A 15,816-nucleotide genomic window follows, 5' to 3' on the forward strand; every position below is an offset into this window, starting at 1 on the left:
CACTGCGGGTGCGGGCTTTCCTGCATGCATGTGTCGCCCAGGTGTCACTTGGGCGGCAATTCGCAGCGTGCCGTGCGCGGCCGAGGCCCCAATCGCCCAGGGCGTGCAAGGTCAAGCCGCTTGGCCACAATGGTGGGCATGCATTCCCCTGACGGTTCCCCCACCCCGGACTGGCACACCGGCTTTGCCGCCCTGGGCCCGGCGTTTCTGACCCACCTGCCCCCCACCCCGCTGCCCGCCCCCGCCTGGGTGGCGCACAGCGAAGAGGTGGCGCAGCTGGTCGGCCTGCCCCCGGGCTTCATGCCGTCCGAGACGGCCTTGCAGGCCTTCAGCGGCAACACCGTGCTGCCCGGCAGCCAGCCCTATGCCAGCGTCTACAGCGGCCACCAGTTCGGCGTGTGGGCCGGGCAGCTGGGCGATGGCCGTGCCCTGCACCTGGGCGAGACCGCCGCGGGCTGGGAGCTGCAGCTCAAGGGCGCAGGCCGCACCCCGTATTCGCGCGGCGGCGATGGCCGGGCCGTGCTGCGCTCCTCCATCCGCGAGTTCCTGTGCAGCGAAGCCATGCACGCCCTGGGCATTCCCACCACGCGCGCGCTGTGCCTGACCGCCTCGCCCGCCCCGGTGCACCGCGAGACCATGGAAACCGCCGCCGTGGTCACGCGGGCCGCGCCCAGCTTCATCCGCTTTGGCCATTTCGAGCACTTTGCCGCCCGCGACATGCAGACCGAGCTGCGCGCCCTGGCCGACTATGTGATCGACCGCTACGACCCCGATTGCCGCCAGGGCTGGTCCGGCCAGGATGCCGAGGGCAATACCCTGCACGGCAACGCCTATGCGGCCCTGCTGCATGCGATTGGCCAGCGCACGGCCACCCTGCTGGCGCACTGGCAGGCCGTGGGCTTTTGCCACGGCGTGATGAACACCGACAACATGAGCGTGCTGGGCCTGACCATCGACTACGGCCCCTTCCAGTTCCTGGATGGCTTCGACCCCGGCCACATCTGCAACCACAGCGACCACCAGGGGCGCTACGCCTTCAACAAGCAACCCCAGATCGCCTACTGGAACCTGTTCTGCCTGGGCCAGGCCCTGCTGCCGTTGATCGAAGACCAGGACGTGACCGTGGCGGCGCTGGAAGCCTACCGCCCGGCGTTCAGCCAGGCCTTCCGCACCCAGGTGTGCCGCAAGCTGGGCCTGCCCGGTGCCGAACTGCAGCACGAAGCGGCCGCCACCGCCACCATCGGCCAGCTGCTGGAATTGCTGGCGGCCCAGCGCGTGGACCACAGCATCTTCTGGCGGCGCCTGTCGCTGTCGGCCCAGGACGGTGACCCCGAGCGCACGCGCGAGCTGTTCTTGGACACCGAGGCCTTCGACCGCTGGTTGCTCACCTATCAAGAGCTGTCTACGCAGATGGGACAAGCGCCAGACGCCGATTTGATGCTGCACACCAACCCCGCCTTCGTGCTGCGCAACCATGTGGGCGAGCTGGCCATTCGCGCCGCGCAGCAAGGCGACTTCAGCGTGGTGCAATCCTTGCACCAGGTGCTGCGCACCCCGTTTGACGACCACCCGGCGCACCGCGCCTGGGCCGACTTCCCGCCCGACTGGGCGTCCTCCATCGCCATCAGCTGCTCCTCATGACCTACCCCATCCAGAAAACCGACGCCGAATGGCTGGACACCCTGCGTGCCAAGGGGGCCGAGCCCGTGGCCTACCAGGTCACACGCCACGCCGCCACGGAGCGCCCCTTCACCGGCCGCTACGAACAGCACTGGGCCGACGGCAGCTACCACTGCATCTGCTGCGGCGCCAAGCTGTTCGATGCGGACACCAAGTTCGACGCCGGCTGCGGCTGGCCGAGCTTCCACCAGGCCATCCCCGGCGCCATCACCGAGATCGTGGACCACAGCCACCACATGGTGCGCACCGAAACCGTGTGCAGCCAGTGCGGCGCCCACCTGGGCCATGTGTTTGAGGATGGTCCCCAGCCGACCGGTCTGCGCTACTGCATGAACTCGGCCTCGCTGCAGTTCCAGGAACCCGAGGCCTGAAGGCGTGCGCCCCTGCGGAGCCAGCCAGCCCCGGGCGCCTTCGGTCTTGCCCGGCGACCGGCACGCACTCGGCGAGTGAAACCCTTGGACTTCCCGGATTTGTGCACCCGCCAGCCCCCGGGGCTATGGCATGCTTGGCATCTTTTCGCATGACCCTGGGCCCTGCGGCGCCCGAATTCTTTTCATGAAACTGCTGATCGACTTTTTCCCCATCATTTTGTTTTTCGCGGCCTTCAAGGTCTGGGGCATCTACGCCGCCACGGCGGTGGCCATCGTGGCCACCATCGCGCAGATCGCCTACCTGCGCATCAAGACAGGCAAGGTCGAGACCATGCAATGGCTGAGCCTGGGGGTCATCGTGCTGTTCGGCGGCGCCACCCTGATCGCCCACGACGAGAATTTCATCAAGTGGAAGCCCACCGTGCTGTACTGGCTGATGGGCGGTGCCCTGCTGGTGGGCCTGGTGCTGTTCAAGAAGAACTTCCTCAAGAGCCTGATGGGCGGGCAGCTGCAGCTGCCCGAGCCAGTCTGGACCACGCTGAACTGGGCCTGGACCGGCTTCTTCGCCGTCATGGGCGTGCTCAACTTGTGGGTGGCCTACAACTTTGACACCGACACCTGGGTCAATTTCAAGATGTTCGGCGGCATGGGTTTGATGCTACTGTTCGTCGTGGGCCAGGCCTTCTACCTGGGCCGCTACCTCAAGGACGGCGAACAGGCCCCCTCGCAGGAGCGTGGCCATGAGTGAGGCCATCACCGCCGCCGCCATCGAGCAGGTGCTGCGCGCCCAACTGGCGCCCACCCAGCTCGAAGTCATCGATGAAAGCGGCGCGCACGCCGGCCACGCCGGCGCCAACGGCACGGGTTTTGGCACCCACTTTCGCGTACGCATTGCCTCACCATTTTTTGAAGGCAAGAGCCGCGTGGCACGCCACCGTGTTGTGTATGATTCTTTGCAGCATTTCATCGACCAAGGCCTTCATGCTTTAGCCATCGAAGTGCTTTGACGAACCCCATTGCTAGAAACGCCAACGGTCGTTGGCGGCAATCACCTACTCTTACCTCTTTGTTGGATTTCCGCATGAAAAAACAGCTTTTGCCCAGCCTCGTGGCTGTCGCCGTGTTGGGCACAGCCGCCCTTTCGGCTTCTGCGCAAAACTTGGCCATCGTCAATGGCAAGCCCGTGCCTCTGGAGCGCGTGAAGGTGCTCAAGCAGCAGATCGAGCGCTCGGGACGCCAGGTGCCTGCAGAGATGGAGGCCCAGATCAAGGAAGAAGTGATTGCCCGTGAAATCTTCCTGCAGGAAGCCACCAAGCGTGGCCTGGATGCCACGCCCGAATACAAGCAGCAGATGGACCTGGCCCGCCAGACCATCCTGATCCGCGAGCTGTTCGTGGACTACCAGAAGAAGAACCCCGTGACCGACGCCGAGATCAAGGCCGAGTACGACAAGTTCGTGGCGGCCAACGCCGGCAAGGAATACCGCGCCAGCCACATCCTGGTGGAATCCGAAGACCGCGCCAAGGCCATCATTGCCGAAGTCAAGGCCGGCAAGAAGTTCGAAGACATCGCCAAGAAGGAGTCCAAGGACCCCGGATCGGGCGCCCAAGGCGGCGACCTGGGCTGGGCCAGCCCCGCGAACTATGTGCCCGAGTTCACCGAGGCCATGGTCAAGCTGCAAAAGGGTGGCCTGACCGATGCGCCCGTGAAGAGCCAATTTGGCTGGCACATCATCCGCGTGGACGACCTGCGCGACGCCCAGCTGCCTTCGCTGGACGACATCAAACCCCAGATCGCCGAGCAGCTGGAACAGCAAAAGATGATGCAGTTCCAGGAGTCCCTGCGCGCCAAGGCCAAGGTGCAATAAGCCCCCCGCCCACAGGCCAGCAAAAAGCGACCCATCGGGTCGCTTTTTTCATGGCCGGCAGGGCCTGCGCCCTGCCTGGCTGCACCCGCCCACTCAGGCGCCGCGCGTGATCGGCACCTGCGCGTCGCGGCCGTAGGTGCCCCACTTGCCCAGCTCCCACTTGGCGATCGCGTTGCGGTGCACTTCGTCCGGGCCGTCGGCAAAGCGCAGCGTGCGCGCCGTGGCGTAGGCGTGGGCCAGGGGGAAGTCCTGGCTCATGCCGCCACCGCCGTGGACCTGCATCGCCCAGTCGATCACATCGCAGGCCAGCTTGGGCGCCACCACTTTGATCATGGCGATTTCGGTACGTGCCACCTTGTTGCCCACGGTGTCCATCATCCACGCGGCCTTGAGCGTCAGCAGGCGCGCCATGTCGATGCGGCAACGCGCCTCGGCGATGCGCTCCTGGGTCACGGTCTGCTGGGCAATCGTCTTGCCGAAGGCCACGCGGCTGGAGGCGCGCTGGCACATCAGCTCCAGCGCCCGCTCGGCCTGGCCGATGAGGCGCATGCAGTGGTGGATGCGGCCGGGGCCCAGTCGGCCCTGGGCGATCTCGAAGCCACGGCCCTCGCCCAGCAGGATGTTGCTGACCGGCACGCGCACGTTCTCGAAATACATCTCCATGTGGCCGTGCGGTGCATCGTCGTAGCCCAGCACGCTCAGCGGACGCACCACGCGCACGCCAGGGGCATCGGCCGGCACCAGCACCATGCTCTGCTGCGAGTGCTTGGGCGCATCGGGGTCGGTCTTGCCCATGGTGATGTAGATGGCGCAGCGCGGGTCGCCCGCCCCGGAGATCCACCACTTGTGGCCGTTGATGACGTACTCGTCGCCCTGGCGCTCAATGCGGGTACAGATGTTGGTGGCATCGCTGGAGGCCACCTCGGGTTCGGTCATCGCAAAGGCCGAGCGGATTTCACCGCGCAGCAAGGGCAGCAGCCACTGGTCGCGGTGCTCCTGGGTGCCGTAGCGGGCAATGGTTTCCATGTTGCCGGTGTCAGGCGCCGAGCAGTTGAAGACTTCCGATGCCCAGCCCACACGGCCCATGATTTCGGCCAGGGGCGCGTACTCTTGGTTGGTCAGGCCGGCACCGCGCACGCCGGCGATCTCGGCGCTGTCCTGGGGCAGGAACAGGTTCCACAGATCCTGGGCCTTGGCCTTGTCCTTGAGGTCTTCGATGACCTTCAGCGGGGTCCAGCGCTTGCCCGCCTGGGTGTTGGCCTCCAGCTCGTGGTGGACGGCCGCTTCGGCGGGATAGATGTGCTCGTCCATGAAGCGCAGCAACCGCGCCTGCAGTTCCTTGGTCTTGGGGGAGTAGTCGAAATCCATGGAGTGCTCCTTTTCGTTAACAGGCAAACATGGGCGTGCACTGCCCCCCGGCAGCTGCAGCCGTCTAACACACGAGGGGAAAACTGGGGTGCGGCCCCTGCGCCGCCGGGCTCAGGCGCCGTGCTTTTGCGCGTAGGACCAGGCCAGCTGCGCCATGGGCCGCGCGGTATCGCCCGCGGCCTTGGCCTGCGCACTGGAGGCGGTCCCCGCCTCGACCCGCTTGGCAATGCCCTGCAAGATGGCCGCGATGCGGAACATGTTGTAGGCCAGGTAGAAATTCCAGTCGGCCTGCAACTGCTGCGGCGTGGCCAGCCCGGTGCGCTCGCAGTAGCGGCGCATGTATTCGGCTTCGCTGGGAATGCCCAGGGCTGCAATGTCCAGGCCGCCAATGCCGCGCCCCAGGCTGGCCGGGATGTGCCAGGCCATGCAGTGGTAGCTGAAGTCGGCCAGGGGATGGCCCAGCGTGGACAGCTCCCAGTCCAGCACGGCCACCACCTGCGGGGTATCGGCTGCGAACATGAGGTTGTCCATGCGGTAGTCGCCATGGACGATGGAGACCTTGCTGTCGTCCTTGGCGCTGGCCGGCATGTTCATCGGCAGCCAGGCCATCAGCTTGTCCATCTCGTCAATCGGCTGGGTGACCGAGGCCACGTACTGCTTGCTCCAGCGGCCGATCTGGCGCTCGAAATAGTTGCCCGGCTTGCCGTAGTCGGCCAGGCCCTGGCGGGTCACATCGACCGTGTGCAGCGCAGCCATCACACGGTTCATCTCGTCATAGATCGCACCGCGCTGCTGCGGCGTCATGCCGGGCAGAGACTGGTCCCACAGCACGCGGCCGGCCTTGAACTCCATGATGTAGAAGGCGCGCCCGATGATGGACTCGTCCTCGCACAGGGCATACATGTGCGGCACGGGCACATCGGTCCCCGCCAGCCCCTGCATGACCTTGAATTCGCGCTCGATCGCATGCGCCGAGGGCAGGAGCTTGGCGACCGGACCGGGCTTGGAGCGCATCACATAGCTGCGCCCCGGCGTGACCAGTTTGTAGGTGGGGTTGGATTGTCCGCCCTTGAACATCTCCACCGTGATCGGGCCTGCAAAGCCCGCCACCTGGGTGCTCATCCAGACCTCCAGAGCCGACACATCGAACGCATGGGTGTCGGAAACTGGCTTGGTACCTACAAAATGGTCAAAGTTACTCATGGTTGTTTAAAGGTCAGTTTCCACAATGCGCAGCAGCGCATCGCGGTCGCGCACCACCAGACCCCCCGGCTCGATCCGGATGATGTCCTCGCGCTCCATGCCCTTGAGCTCCTGGTTCACGCGCTGGCGTGAAGCCCCGAGCAACTGGGCCAACTCTTCCTGCGCCAGCTGCAGGCCGATGCGCACTTCCTCGGCATGCGCCAGGCTGGGAATGCCATAGCTGCGCACCAGGTGCAGCAGTTGCTTGGCCAGCCGCGCGCGCAGCGGCAGCGTGTTCAGGTCCTCGACCAGGCCGTACAGCTGCCGGATGCGGCGCGCCGCCAGCCACAGCATGGCCTCGTAGAACTCGGTGTGCGTTGCCAGGATGCGCTTGAAGTCCGCCTTGGCCACGCACAGCAGCGTGGTCGCCCCGTGGGCATACGCATCGTGCGTGCGGCGATCCCCGTCGAAGATCGAGGTATCGCCAAACCACAGCCCCGGCTCCACATAGGTCAGCGTGATCTGCTTGCCCGTGATGGACGTCGAGCTCACCCGCACGGCCCCCTTGGCACACGCAAACCATTCCTCCGGCACTTCGCCGCGGGCGCAGATCAAAGCACCATCCTTGAATCGTTTGACGTAAGCGCATCGGAGTATGTCGTGCCGCAGCGAAGGTGAGAGGGATGAAAACCAGCGACCTGCATTGATCGCTTCACGTTCTTCGATAGTAAGAATCGGGTCGTCCATATCCTGTCGTTTCTGTGACTGAAAACCTGACCATTGTCGCGTCAGAGACCAGCCGCTTGGGGTCTGAAAGCGCCCCCTGGGCATGAACTTGTCCAGAAAGTGACAGTCTGGATCGCGCCCACCCCAAAAACAAAGGGTAAACCCTTAACCCTTTGATGCTGCACGCGTTTTCCAGTCCCAGGCTGTGCACCACACCACGGTCCATCGCAGGTTTTTTCAACTCGGGCATTCCGCCCAGCAGAACCCTGCCAGCACCACCCAGCCCGGTCTCGGTCACCGCCTGGCCGTGGCCCAGCACCGCGCCCACCGGGTGGGCTGCCACCATGCAAAAGCGGCATGTCCGCCCCAGCCGACATGCCGCTTTGCTCATTCATCCATAGCTGTCTGCGCAGGATTTACCTGCCTTCAACGCCGATTGGATGCAGTTTCAAGACGTGGACACCGCGCCCGCCAAGGCCACCGGCACCCGCTCGCCGCTGGCCAGGACCAGGCAGTTGGTGGCGCCCACCTGCAGCTTGGCGCCATGAAACACATCCTCCCAGCCCTCAGCCTGCTTGAAGTTCATGGTGTCGTTGATCAGTTTGCGCTCGGCGTTCAAGGCCTGCAGGTCGGCGGCGGTCAGCTCAATGCACGAAGGGTAGGCGTTGTCGTGCGCCTTCCAGTGCGCACGCAAGGCCTCAACCAGAGAGTCGTAGAGATTTGGCATGGCTGAAGTTTAGGGCGTGTTCCGGTGCTCCGGGTCCAGCTGCGGTACGGCCCCTGGGCGGGTCTGCGGTCGGGGAAACCGCGGTTTCATGGGACAATCGCGCCCGCTGCATCGCACGGTGCGGCGCTCGCTGGGGGTGCCCTGCCGCAAGGCCGGGCTGAGAGAGTCCCTTTGAACCTGATTGAGATCATCCTCGCGCAGGGAAGCTGTTCATGCTGGTTGCTCGTCCGCAGGCTGTTGGTCATTGCGGGCCGCGAGCCTGTCACGGCCCCTGCTTCGTAGGCTTACGGAGCATGTATGCATTCCTCGTCTTCCGCGCCCGCCAACCAGGCGCTGTCTCCCACCACACCGTCTGAACGGGTGTTCGCCCTGCACGACCATGCCGCGCTGTGGTTCAGCCTGGGCGTGGGCCTGCTGGTGATGCAGGTGGGCGCCTACCTGCTGCCCGCCCTGTCCACCCAGCAGGCCGTGCTGGCGATCGTCTGCGGGTCGCTGCTGGGCGCCGGCCTGCTGGGCTGGATGGCCAAGATTGCCTGCGACACCGGGCTGTCCAGCGCCGCGCTGATGACCCACGTCTACGGCCGCCAGTTCGCCAAGCTGCCCATCCTGCTGAACCTGGTGCAACTGATCGGCTGGGGCACCTTCGAACTGGTGGTGATGCGCGACGCCAGCGTGGCCATTGCACGCCAGGCCGGCGGCATGGCGGCCAGCCACTGGCCGGTGGTCATGACCCTGGTGTGGGGTGCCGTAATCGGGCTGCTGATCAGTGGCTCCATGCTCAAGCTGGTGCGCCAGTTGATTGCCCGCATTGCGCTGCCGCTGGTGGTGCTGTCGCTGCTGTGGCTGACCTGGCATTTTGTCGGCCTGGCCCTGGAACAGGGCTGGGAAGGCATCTGGCAACGCCCCGGCACCGGTGGCATGGGCTGGTTGCCCGCCATGGACCTGGTGGTGGCCATGCCCATCTCCTGGCTGCCGCTGGTGGCGGACTATGCCCGCCATGGCCGCGATGGTCGCAGCGCCCTGCGCGGCACCTGGCTTGGCTTTGGACTGGCCAACGTGTGGTGCTACGGCCTGGGCGTGCTGATCACGCTGACCCTGCCCAGCGAGAACCTGGTCACCGCCCTGCTGCTGGCCCAGGGGGGCCTGATCGCCCTGACGCTGATCCTGATTGACGAGGTGGACAACGCCTATGGCGACACCTACTCGGGCGCCATGGCTGCCCACAGCATGGCACCACGCTGGAGCCTGCGCCGCTGGGGCCTGGGGCTGACCGTGGTCTGCGTGCTGCTGGCCCTGGTGCTGCCCATGCACAGCATCGAGCCCTTCCTGCTGATGCTCAGCTCGGTCTTCGTGCCCCTGTTTGGCGTGATCCTGGGCCGCCTGGCCTGGCAAGCGGCCGACCAGCGCCTGGCCCAGGCCCCGCAATGGCTGGCGCAGGCGCGCGGCGCGCACTGGCCAGCCGTGCTGCTGTGGCTGGCGGGTGTGGGCTTCTACCACGGCGTGCCCCTGCTGGCCCCTGCCGCAGGCAGCGCGCTGCCAACGCTGCTGGTGTGCTTTGTACTGGCGCGACTGCTGCCACGCGCGACCCCGGCGCAGTGACCCCAGGCCAGCCGCAATTTGGTCGGTTTGTCCAGACGGTTCATCGCCAAGCATGACCAGAAACACGACGGCGGTCACATTTCACGCATTTTTTTGTGAGTGGAATGCAAATTTCAGTGAAACTGCGCGGGCATGATGCAAATTCTTACAGGTACGGGGCACACGGCCCGCACCTGGGCCCCCTTGATTCACAGGAGTTATTGCCGCGTGTTGTCACCACTTGCCCCCCACCTCTCCCGCCGCCTGCGCAGCAGCGGCCTTGCTGCCCTGCTGTTGACCGGTGTGCTTGCCGCCGCCCCTGCCTTGGCCCAAGCACAAGAGTTTTTGAGCATCAAGGGCAATACCGTCAACATCCGCGCCAAGCCCACGACCAAGTCCGAGATTGCCTGGGAACTGATCAAAGGCTATCCCGTGCAGGTGATGGAGCGCCGGGACGACTGGATCAAGGTCAAGGACTTTGAAGGCCCGCTGGGCTGGGTGCACCAGCCCCTGACCGACAGCGTGCCCCACTACCTGATCAAGGCCGACACCGTCAACCTGCGCGCAGGCCCGGGCACCAACCACAGCGTGGTGACCAAGCTGAGCAAGTACGACATCGTCAAGACCCTGGAAAAGCGCGACGACTGGGCCAAAGTCCAGACGGCCGAGGGCCAGTCTGGCTGGATGCTGGAAAAGCTGGGATGGGGTTGGTAGTCACACACTCCTGGCAGACAGAACTTCTATAAAAAACGGCGCCCTGAGCGCCGTTTTTTTATGGAGAATCGCGGCCCTGCCAGGCCACCACCCTCAGCCCGTGAACACCAGCTGGGCCTGGGGCGCAAAGCCGTGGTTCAGGGGGCCATGGCCCCGCCCGGTGTACACCTCGGCCCCGGCGGCGATGGCCCCCAGGATGTAGCTGCGGGCGCTTTCCACCGCCGCAGGCAGCGGCAGGCCGCGCGCCAGGTAGGCGGCAATCGCCGAGGACAGGGTGCAGCCCGTGCCATGGCCGTTGTGCGTGGGTATGCGCTGCGAACCCAGCTCCTGGCGCGTGCCGTCGCGACCGGCCAGCAAGTCCACCACCCAGTCTCCCGGCAGGTGCCCGCCTTTGAGCAGCACCTGCTGCGCGCCCATGTCCAGCAAGGCCTGGGCGGCGGACGCCATGTCCGCCACATCGGCGATCTTGCGGCCAATCAGCCAACCGGCCTCATCCAGGTTGGGGGTGATCACGCTGGCCAGCGGAAACAGTTCACGCACCAGCACGGCCACGGTTTCATCGTGGATCAGCTTGTCGCCGCTGGTGGCCACCATCACCGGGTCCAGCACCACGTTCGCAATCCCGTAGCGGCGGATGGCATCGGCCACCACCTGCACGATCTCGGGCGCATGCAGCATGCCGATCTTGATAGCGTCCACCCCGATGTCCTGCACCACGGCGTCGATCTGCGCCAGCAGCATCTCGGGCGGGATGCCATGGATGCCGCGCACACCCAGCGTGTTCTGGGCGGTGATGGCGGTGATGGCCGTCATGCCGTAGCAGCCCAGGGCGCTGAAGGTCTTCAGGTCGGCCTGGATGCCGGCGCCACCGCCACTGTCCGAGCCGGCGATGGAAAGCACGCGCGCATAGCGCGGAAAACGGGGGGGTGCACTGCCGTGTGGCAGGGGTTGCGTAGTCATGGCAAAAATTATGACCCAAGCCAAGGCTTGTTCACGCACTGGCGCCGCTGTTCCTGCCCTTGTGCTGTAATTGCCGCTTGCGGACGAAACAGGGGTGTCCCGCTGCCACCGGCACCGTGCCGGCGCAGTGCGCGACTGAGAAACACCCTGGGGCCCTGCGCCCCGTTACCCGATCCAGGTCATGCTGGCGTGGGGAGTTTCCACAGAGCAGCAGCCGCACGGCTGCGATGCCCGTTTTGTCCTTGGCGACACTTACCAACGGGAACCCTTCACTATGCTCGCTTTGACCACAACTTCGCACATTGCCATCCTGGGCGCCGGCCTGATGGGCCGCCTGCTGGCGCTGGAGCTGGCGCGCGAGGGGCATCGCGTCGAGGTGTTCGAAGCCAAGGGGCCCGAGGCCGACGGCGCCGCTGCGCGCGTGGCTGCCGCCATGCTGGCCCCGCTGGCCGAATCGGCCATCACCGAACCCGGCGTGGTGCGCATGGGCCAGTACGGGCTGACCCGCTGGCCCCAGCTGATCGCGCAGCTGGACGCCCCCGTGTACTTCCAGCAGAACGGCACGCTGGTGGTCTGGCACCGCCAGGATGCGGCCGATGCCCAGCGCCTGTGCGGCCTGTTCGAGAAGAACCACCGCCTCAACCCCAGCCTGCCCGCGCTGGAGAACCTGGATGCCCAGCGCCTGCCCCAGGTCGAGCCGGCCCTGCAAGGCCGCTTCAACCAGGGCGTCTACCTGCCCGGCGAAGGCCAGCTGGACAACCGCCAGCTGCTGGCCGCACTGGAGCAGACACTGACCCGCCTGGGCGTGGCCCTGCACTGGCACACCCCGCGTGAGACCACCGACTTCCAGCCCGGCACCAGCGGTCAGCCCGATCTGGTGCTGGACTGCCGCGGCCTGGGCGCGCGCACGCAGTGGAGCGCGCTGCGCGGCATCCGCGGCGAGGTGGTGCGCGTGCACGCCCCCGAGGTGACGCTGCAGCGCCCCACGCGCCTGGTGCACCCGCGCTACCCGCTGTACATCGCGCCCAAGCAGGACCACATCTTCGTCATCGGTGCGACCGAGATCGAATCCGACGACATGGGCCCGGCCAGCTTGCGCTCGGTGATGGAGCTGCTCAGCGCGCTCTACACCGTGCACTCCGGCTTTGCCGAGGCGCGCATCCTGGAAATTGCCACCCAGTGCCGCCCTACCCTGCCGGACAACCTGCCCGCCCTGCGCTGGCTGGACGAGCGCGTGCTGCAGGTCAACGGCCTGTACCGCCACGGCTACATGATCTCCCCCGCCATGCTGGACGCCACGCTGCAGCTGCTGCGCACGGGCAGCGCGGCGCTGGCCAAGGACTTTGACGTGGCCGTGCACGCCCCCATGCTCGCCTGAGCACCGCGCTTCGCCGACAATACGGGCCTTTTGCTTATGAACATCACCATCAACCAGCAGGCAGTGCAACTGCCCGACCCGGCCAATGTGGCCGACGCCGTGGCCCACTGGCAGGCCCAGCCACCGTTTGCGGTGGCGGTGAATGCCGAGTTCGTGCCCAAATCGCTGTACGCCACGCGCCAGCTGGCCGAGGGCGACCGCCTGGAAATCATCGCCCCCGTGACGGGCGGTTGAGGGTCCGGGGCACCGCCTCTTCATAAAATCAGCCGCTAGCTCTTTTCTATCAAGCGCTGGCAGCTATCAAAATTTCGCCATGAGCACACCTACCCCCGCCGCAGACAGCCTGGTGCTGTACGGCCAGACCTTCCAAAGTCGATTGCTGCTGGGCACATCGCGCTACCCCTCGCCCGCCGTGCTGGAAGCGGCCGTGGCCCGTGCCAAACCCGCCATGGTCACCGCCTCGCTGCGCCGCCAGGGCAGCAACGCCGCCGAAACCGGCGCCAGCTTCTGGGAGCTGCTGCGCCAGTTGAACGTGCCCGTGCTGCCCAACACTGCCGGCTGCATGACCATCCAGGAAGCCGTGACCACGGCCCAGATGGCGCGCGAGGTGTTCGACACCCCCTGGATCAAGCTGGAGCTGATCGGTGATGACTACACCCTGCAGCCCGACACGCTGAACCTGGTGGAGGCTGCCTCCCTCCTGATCAAGGACGGCTTCCAGGTGCTGCCCTACTGCACCGAGGACCTGGTGCTGTGCCAGCGCCTGGTCGACGTGGGCTGCCAGGCCGTCATGCCCTGGGCGGCGCCCATCGGCACCGGCCGCGGCCCCGCCAACCCCTACGCCATGCAGGTGCTGCGCGAGCGCCTGGACGTGCCCCTGATCGTCGATGCCGGCCTGGGCCGCCCCAGCCACGCCTGCCAGGTCATGGAGTGGGGTTTTGACGGCGTGCTGCTGAACACCGCCGTGGCCCTGTCCGAAGATCCGGTGCGCATGGCCGGCGCCTTTGCCGACGCCACCCAGGCCGGTCGTGACGGCTACCTGGCCGGCGCCATGGCCGAGCAGACCGCCGCCCAGCCCAGCACCCCCGTCCTGGGCACACCGTTCTGGCACCATGACTGAGTTGCACATCCCCGCCATGGCCCAGGCCATCGTGGCCGCCCACAGCGCCACCTTCGCCCCCGACGAACAGCGCCTGCCGGCACAGCCCACGCCAGCGGCCACCCGCCAGGACCCCGCCTATCTGGCGGCGCTGCAGGCCTGCAGCGCCCTGGGCTTCATCGCCATCGACGCCGAATGCCTGGCCCAGGCCTGGCAGCGGCAGAGCGTGCGTACCGGTGGCTTTGATGCCCACTGCTGGCCCAGCAACCCGCAGGACTTCGGTCTGGCCGGGGCCGATCCGCAACTCGCCTTCCCGCCCTGCCCGCGCGCGCTGGGGCTGTATGGCGTGCTGCCCACGGCCGAGTGGGTGGGCCGCATGGCCCGCGCCGGCGTGCCCACGGTGCAATTGCGCTTCAAGAGCGATGACCAGGCGACCATCCGCCGCGAAGTGCAGGCCGCCGTGCAGGCCGTGCAAGGCACCGGCGCGCGCCTGTTCATCAACGACCACTGGCAGGCCGCCATCGATGCCGGCGCCTACGGCATCCACGTCGGCCAGGAAGACCTGGACGCCCTGGAAGGCGCACAGCTGAACGCCATCCGCGCCAGCGGCCTGCGCCTGGGGGTCAGCACCCACGGCTATGCGGAGATGGTGCGCGCCCATGCCGTGCAACCCAGCTACATCGCCCTGGGTGCCGTGTTTCCCACCACGCTCAAGAAAATGGCCACGGCCCCGCAAGGCGTGGCCCGCCTGCAAGCCTATGTGCGCCTGATGCAGCAATACCCATTGGTGGCCATCGGCGGCATCGCGGCCGAGCAGTTCCCGGCCATCCTGGCCACCGGCGTGGGCTCCATCGCCGTGGTGCGCGCCCTGGTGAATGCCCCCGACCCTGATGCGGCCGCACAACATTTACTGGGTTTGATCCCCGCGCCATAAGCCGTTCATCCAGCGCTGCCGCAGCGCTCCGCCCCACGTCCTGCACACTGGCACAGCTTGTGCTTTGTATACAAAAGCAGCACTCAGGTGTGCCCCACGCACCTGAAGTGGGCAATCGGCTGACCGCTTTTTAATTCGACCTTTTGAGGGAGTTCCTCCGTGAAAAAATCTCTGATCGCTTTTGGTGCCGCTCTGGCCTGCATGGGCGCTGCCCAGGCACAAAGCAATGTGCAACTGTCGGGTCTGGTGGACATGTACGCCGGCTCCATGAAGACCGCCGGCAACGAACGCACCAGCCAAGTCGGCTCGGGCGGCATGACCACCTCTTGGTGGGGCATGAACGGCACGGAAGACCTGGGCAACGGCCTGAAGGTGGGCTTTGCACTGGGCGCCTTCTTCCGCGCGGACACCGGCACCCCTGGCCGCACCGACGTCGACAACTTCTTCGCCCGTGACGCCAACGTGTCGCTGTCCGGCGGCTTCGGTTCGGTGAAGCTGGGCCGCTCCATGGCCCCCAACTTCCTGCCCACCATCCTGTTCAACCCCTTCGGCGACTCCTTCACGATCTCGCCTCTGGTGCTGCACGCCAACATGAGCTTTGTCCCTTCCGCCAATTCCACAGCTGTGGATACCGGCTGGAGCAATCAGATCACTTATTCGACCCCCTCCGTGGCTGGTTTCCAAGCCAACGTGCACTACCAGTTTGGTGAACAAGCTGGCAAGTCGGGCGCTAACAATGTCGGCGCCAACCTGACCTACCGCAGCGGCCCTCTCGCATTGACCGCGTTCTACGAGCAAGCCGACATCCTGGGAACTCCATCCACTCCCACTTATACAGCTGGCAATAAGAATGAAAACTGGATGCTGGGCGGCACTTACGATTTTGGCGCTGCCAAGTTGTACGCCACATACGGTCAATCCGAGAAGGAAGTGGCCTCTATCCAGACCCTGGACCAAAAAACCTACAGCCTGGGCTTGGATGTTCCGGTTACCAAGGCCGGTACGCTGAAGCTGGCCGCCGCTTACTCTGACCGCGATTACAGCGCCCAGACTGACAACAAGCGCACCACCGTGACGCTGGGTTACGACCACTTCCTGTCCAAGCGCACCGATGTCTACACTGCCGTGATGTATGACAAGCTGAGCTTTGATGGTGCCAAGAACGAAACAGGCACCAGCGCTGTCATTGGTATTCGCCACCGCTTCTAAGCGCAGCAAGCCCCCCCAAAAAA

The 15,816-nt window shown here is 65.8% G+C and carries 18 protein-coding genes and 1 riboswitch; of the genes, 12 read left to right on the plus strand and 6 right to left on the minus strand.

The genetic code is table 11. The annotated features are described in order from the left end of the window. The first annotated feature begins 129 nt into the window (after positions 1 to 129). The 5 genes from KAQ61_RS09640 (at position 130) to KAQ61_RS09660 (ending at position 3,918) form a co-directional block, all read left to right on the plus strand. Positions 130 to 1,641, plus strand: coding sequence for a protein adenylyltransferase SelO (locus tag KAQ61_RS09640; protein ID WP_210931828.1), 1,512 nt, complete (start codon positions 130 to 132; stop codon positions 1,639 to 1,641). Next, a complete protein-coding gene (gene msrB, locus KAQ61_RS09645; RefSeq protein WP_043384640.1) occupies positions 1,638 to 2,051 on the plus strand; it encodes a peptide-methionine (R)-S-oxide reductase MsrB in 414 nt (137 codons plus the stop codon). Before KAQ61_RS09640 ends, msrB begins: the two co-directional genes overlap by 4 nt. Before the next feature lie 184 nt (positions 2,052 to 2,235). Then, positions 2,236 to 2,799, plus strand: coding sequence for a septation protein A (locus KAQ61_RS09650; protein WP_210929040.1), 564 nt, complete (start codon positions 2,236 to 2,238; stop codon positions 2,797 to 2,799). Next, positions 2,792 to 3,058: a BolA family protein gene (locus tag KAQ61_RS09655; protein ID WP_042412933.1), complete on the plus strand. Its 267-nt coding sequence runs from the start codon at positions 2,792 to 2,794 to the stop codon at positions 3,056 to 3,058. The genes KAQ61_RS09650 and KAQ61_RS09655 overlap by 8 nt, the downstream gene beginning before the upstream one ends. Positions 3,059 to 3,132: 74 nt before the next feature. Continuing rightward, positions 3,133 to 3,918, plus strand: coding sequence for a peptidylprolyl isomerase (locus KAQ61_RS09660; RefSeq protein WP_043384634.1), 786 nt, complete (start codon positions 3,133 to 3,135; stop codon positions 3,916 to 3,918). Between the two features lie 93 nt (positions 3,919 to 4,011). Here KAQ61_RS09660 and KAQ61_RS09665 read toward each other — a convergent pair whose 3' ends face one another. The 5 genes from KAQ61_RS09665 to KAQ61_RS09685 all read right to left on the minus strand — a co-directional run bounded on the left by KAQ61_RS09665 (position 4,012) and on the right by KAQ61_RS09685 (position 7,921). Beyond that, complete coding sequence (locus KAQ61_RS09665; protein WP_043384631.1) at positions 4,012 to 5,286, minus strand: acyl-CoA dehydrogenase family protein; 1,275 nt, start codon at positions 5,284 to 5,286, stop codon at positions 4,012 to 4,014. Positions 5,287 to 5,397: 111 nt separating this feature from the next. After that, complete coding sequence (locus KAQ61_RS09670; protein WP_210929041.1) at positions 5,398 to 6,489, minus strand: phosphotransferase; 1,092 nt, start codon at positions 6,487 to 6,489, stop codon at positions 5,398 to 5,400. A gap of 6 nt (positions 6,490 to 6,495) precedes the next feature. Then, entirely contained in the window at positions 6,496 to 7,215 is a 720-nt protein-coding gene (locus tag KAQ61_RS09675) for a Crp/Fnr family transcriptional regulator (RefSeq protein WP_043384622.1), read from the minus strand. Beyond that, a complete protein-coding gene (locus KAQ61_RS09680) occupies positions 7,181 to 7,540 on the minus strand; it encodes a hypothetical protein (RefSeq protein ID WP_210929042.1) in 360 nt (119 codons plus the stop codon). Before KAQ61_RS09680 ends, KAQ61_RS09675 begins: the two co-directional genes overlap by 35 nt. A 102-nt stretch (positions 7,541 to 7,642) precedes the next feature. Then, positions 7,643 to 7,921: a hypothetical protein gene (locus tag KAQ61_RS09685; protein WP_210929043.1), complete on the minus strand. Its 279-nt coding sequence runs from the start codon at positions 7,919 to 7,921 to the stop codon at positions 7,643 to 7,645. A gap of 122 nt (positions 7,922 to 8,043) precedes the next feature. Then, positions 8,044 to 8,142, plus strand: a riboswitch (TPP riboswitch). Between the two features lie 76 nt (positions 8,143 to 8,218). Here KAQ61_RS09685 and KAQ61_RS09690 point away from each other — a divergent pair. Together KAQ61_RS09690 and KAQ61_RS09695 are read left to right on the plus strand one after the other, a co-directional pair. Next, on the plus strand, positions 8,219 to 9,520 hold the full coding sequence (locus KAQ61_RS09690; protein ID WP_210929044.1) for a purine-cytosine permease family protein: 1,302 nt from the start codon (positions 8,219 to 8,221) through the stop codon (positions 9,518 to 9,520). A gap of 207 nt (positions 9,521 to 9,727) precedes the next feature. Next, positions 9,728 to 10,213 carry an SH3 domain-containing protein gene (locus KAQ61_RS09695; RefSeq protein ID WP_244982855.1) on the plus strand — a complete coding sequence of 162 codons (486 nt, stop codon included), beginning with the start codon at positions 9,728 to 9,730 and terminating at the stop codon, positions 10,211 to 10,213. A 93-nt stretch (positions 10,214 to 10,306) separates the two neighbouring features. Here KAQ61_RS09695 and thiD read toward each other — a convergent pair whose 3' ends face one another. Beyond that, complete coding sequence (gene thiD / locus KAQ61_RS09700; protein ID WP_210929045.1) at positions 10,307 to 11,173, minus strand: bifunctional hydroxymethylpyrimidine kinase/phosphomethylpyrimidine kinase; 867 nt, start codon at positions 11,171 to 11,173, stop codon at positions 10,307 to 10,309. Between the two features lie 274 nt (positions 11,174 to 11,447). On the opposite strand from thiD, the gene KAQ61_RS09705 reads away from it, so the two are divergent. The 5 genes from KAQ61_RS09705 (at position 11,448) to KAQ61_RS09725 (ending at position 15,793) form a co-directional block, all read left to right on the plus strand. Continuing rightward, a complete protein-coding gene (locus tag KAQ61_RS09705; protein WP_210929046.1) occupies positions 11,448 to 12,551 on the plus strand; it encodes an FAD-dependent oxidoreductase in 1,104 nt (367 codons plus the stop codon). 36 nt (positions 12,552 to 12,587) lie between these two features. After that, complete coding sequence (gene thiS / locus KAQ61_RS09710) at positions 12,588 to 12,785, plus strand: sulfur carrier protein ThiS (RefSeq protein WP_045267014.1); 198 nt, start codon at positions 12,588 to 12,590, stop codon at positions 12,783 to 12,785. A 79-nt stretch (positions 12,786 to 12,864) separates the two neighbouring features. Continuing rightward, a complete protein-coding gene (locus tag KAQ61_RS09715) occupies positions 12,865 to 13,671 on the plus strand; it encodes a thiazole synthase (protein WP_042412950.1) in 807 nt (268 codons plus the stop codon). Then, positions 13,664 to 14,584, plus strand: coding sequence for a thiamine phosphate synthase (gene thiE / locus KAQ61_RS09720; RefSeq protein ID WP_210929047.1), 921 nt, complete (start codon positions 13,664 to 13,666; stop codon positions 14,582 to 14,584). The genes KAQ61_RS09715 and thiE overlap by 8 nt, the downstream gene beginning before the upstream one ends. 159 nt (positions 14,585 to 14,743) lie before the next feature. Continuing rightward, on the plus strand, positions 14,744 to 15,793 hold the full coding sequence (locus tag KAQ61_RS09725) for a porin (RefSeq protein WP_210929048.1): 1,050 nt from the start codon (positions 14,744 to 14,746) through the stop codon (positions 15,791 to 15,793). The last annotated feature ends 23 nt before the right edge of the window (positions 15,794 to 15,816 follow it).

It is taken from the genome of Comamonas aquatica (assembly GCF_018064205.1).
In the GTDB taxonomy this organism is placed as follows: Bacteria; Pseudomonadota; Gammaproteobacteria; order Burkholderiales; family Burkholderiaceae_C; genus Comamonas; species Comamonas aquatica.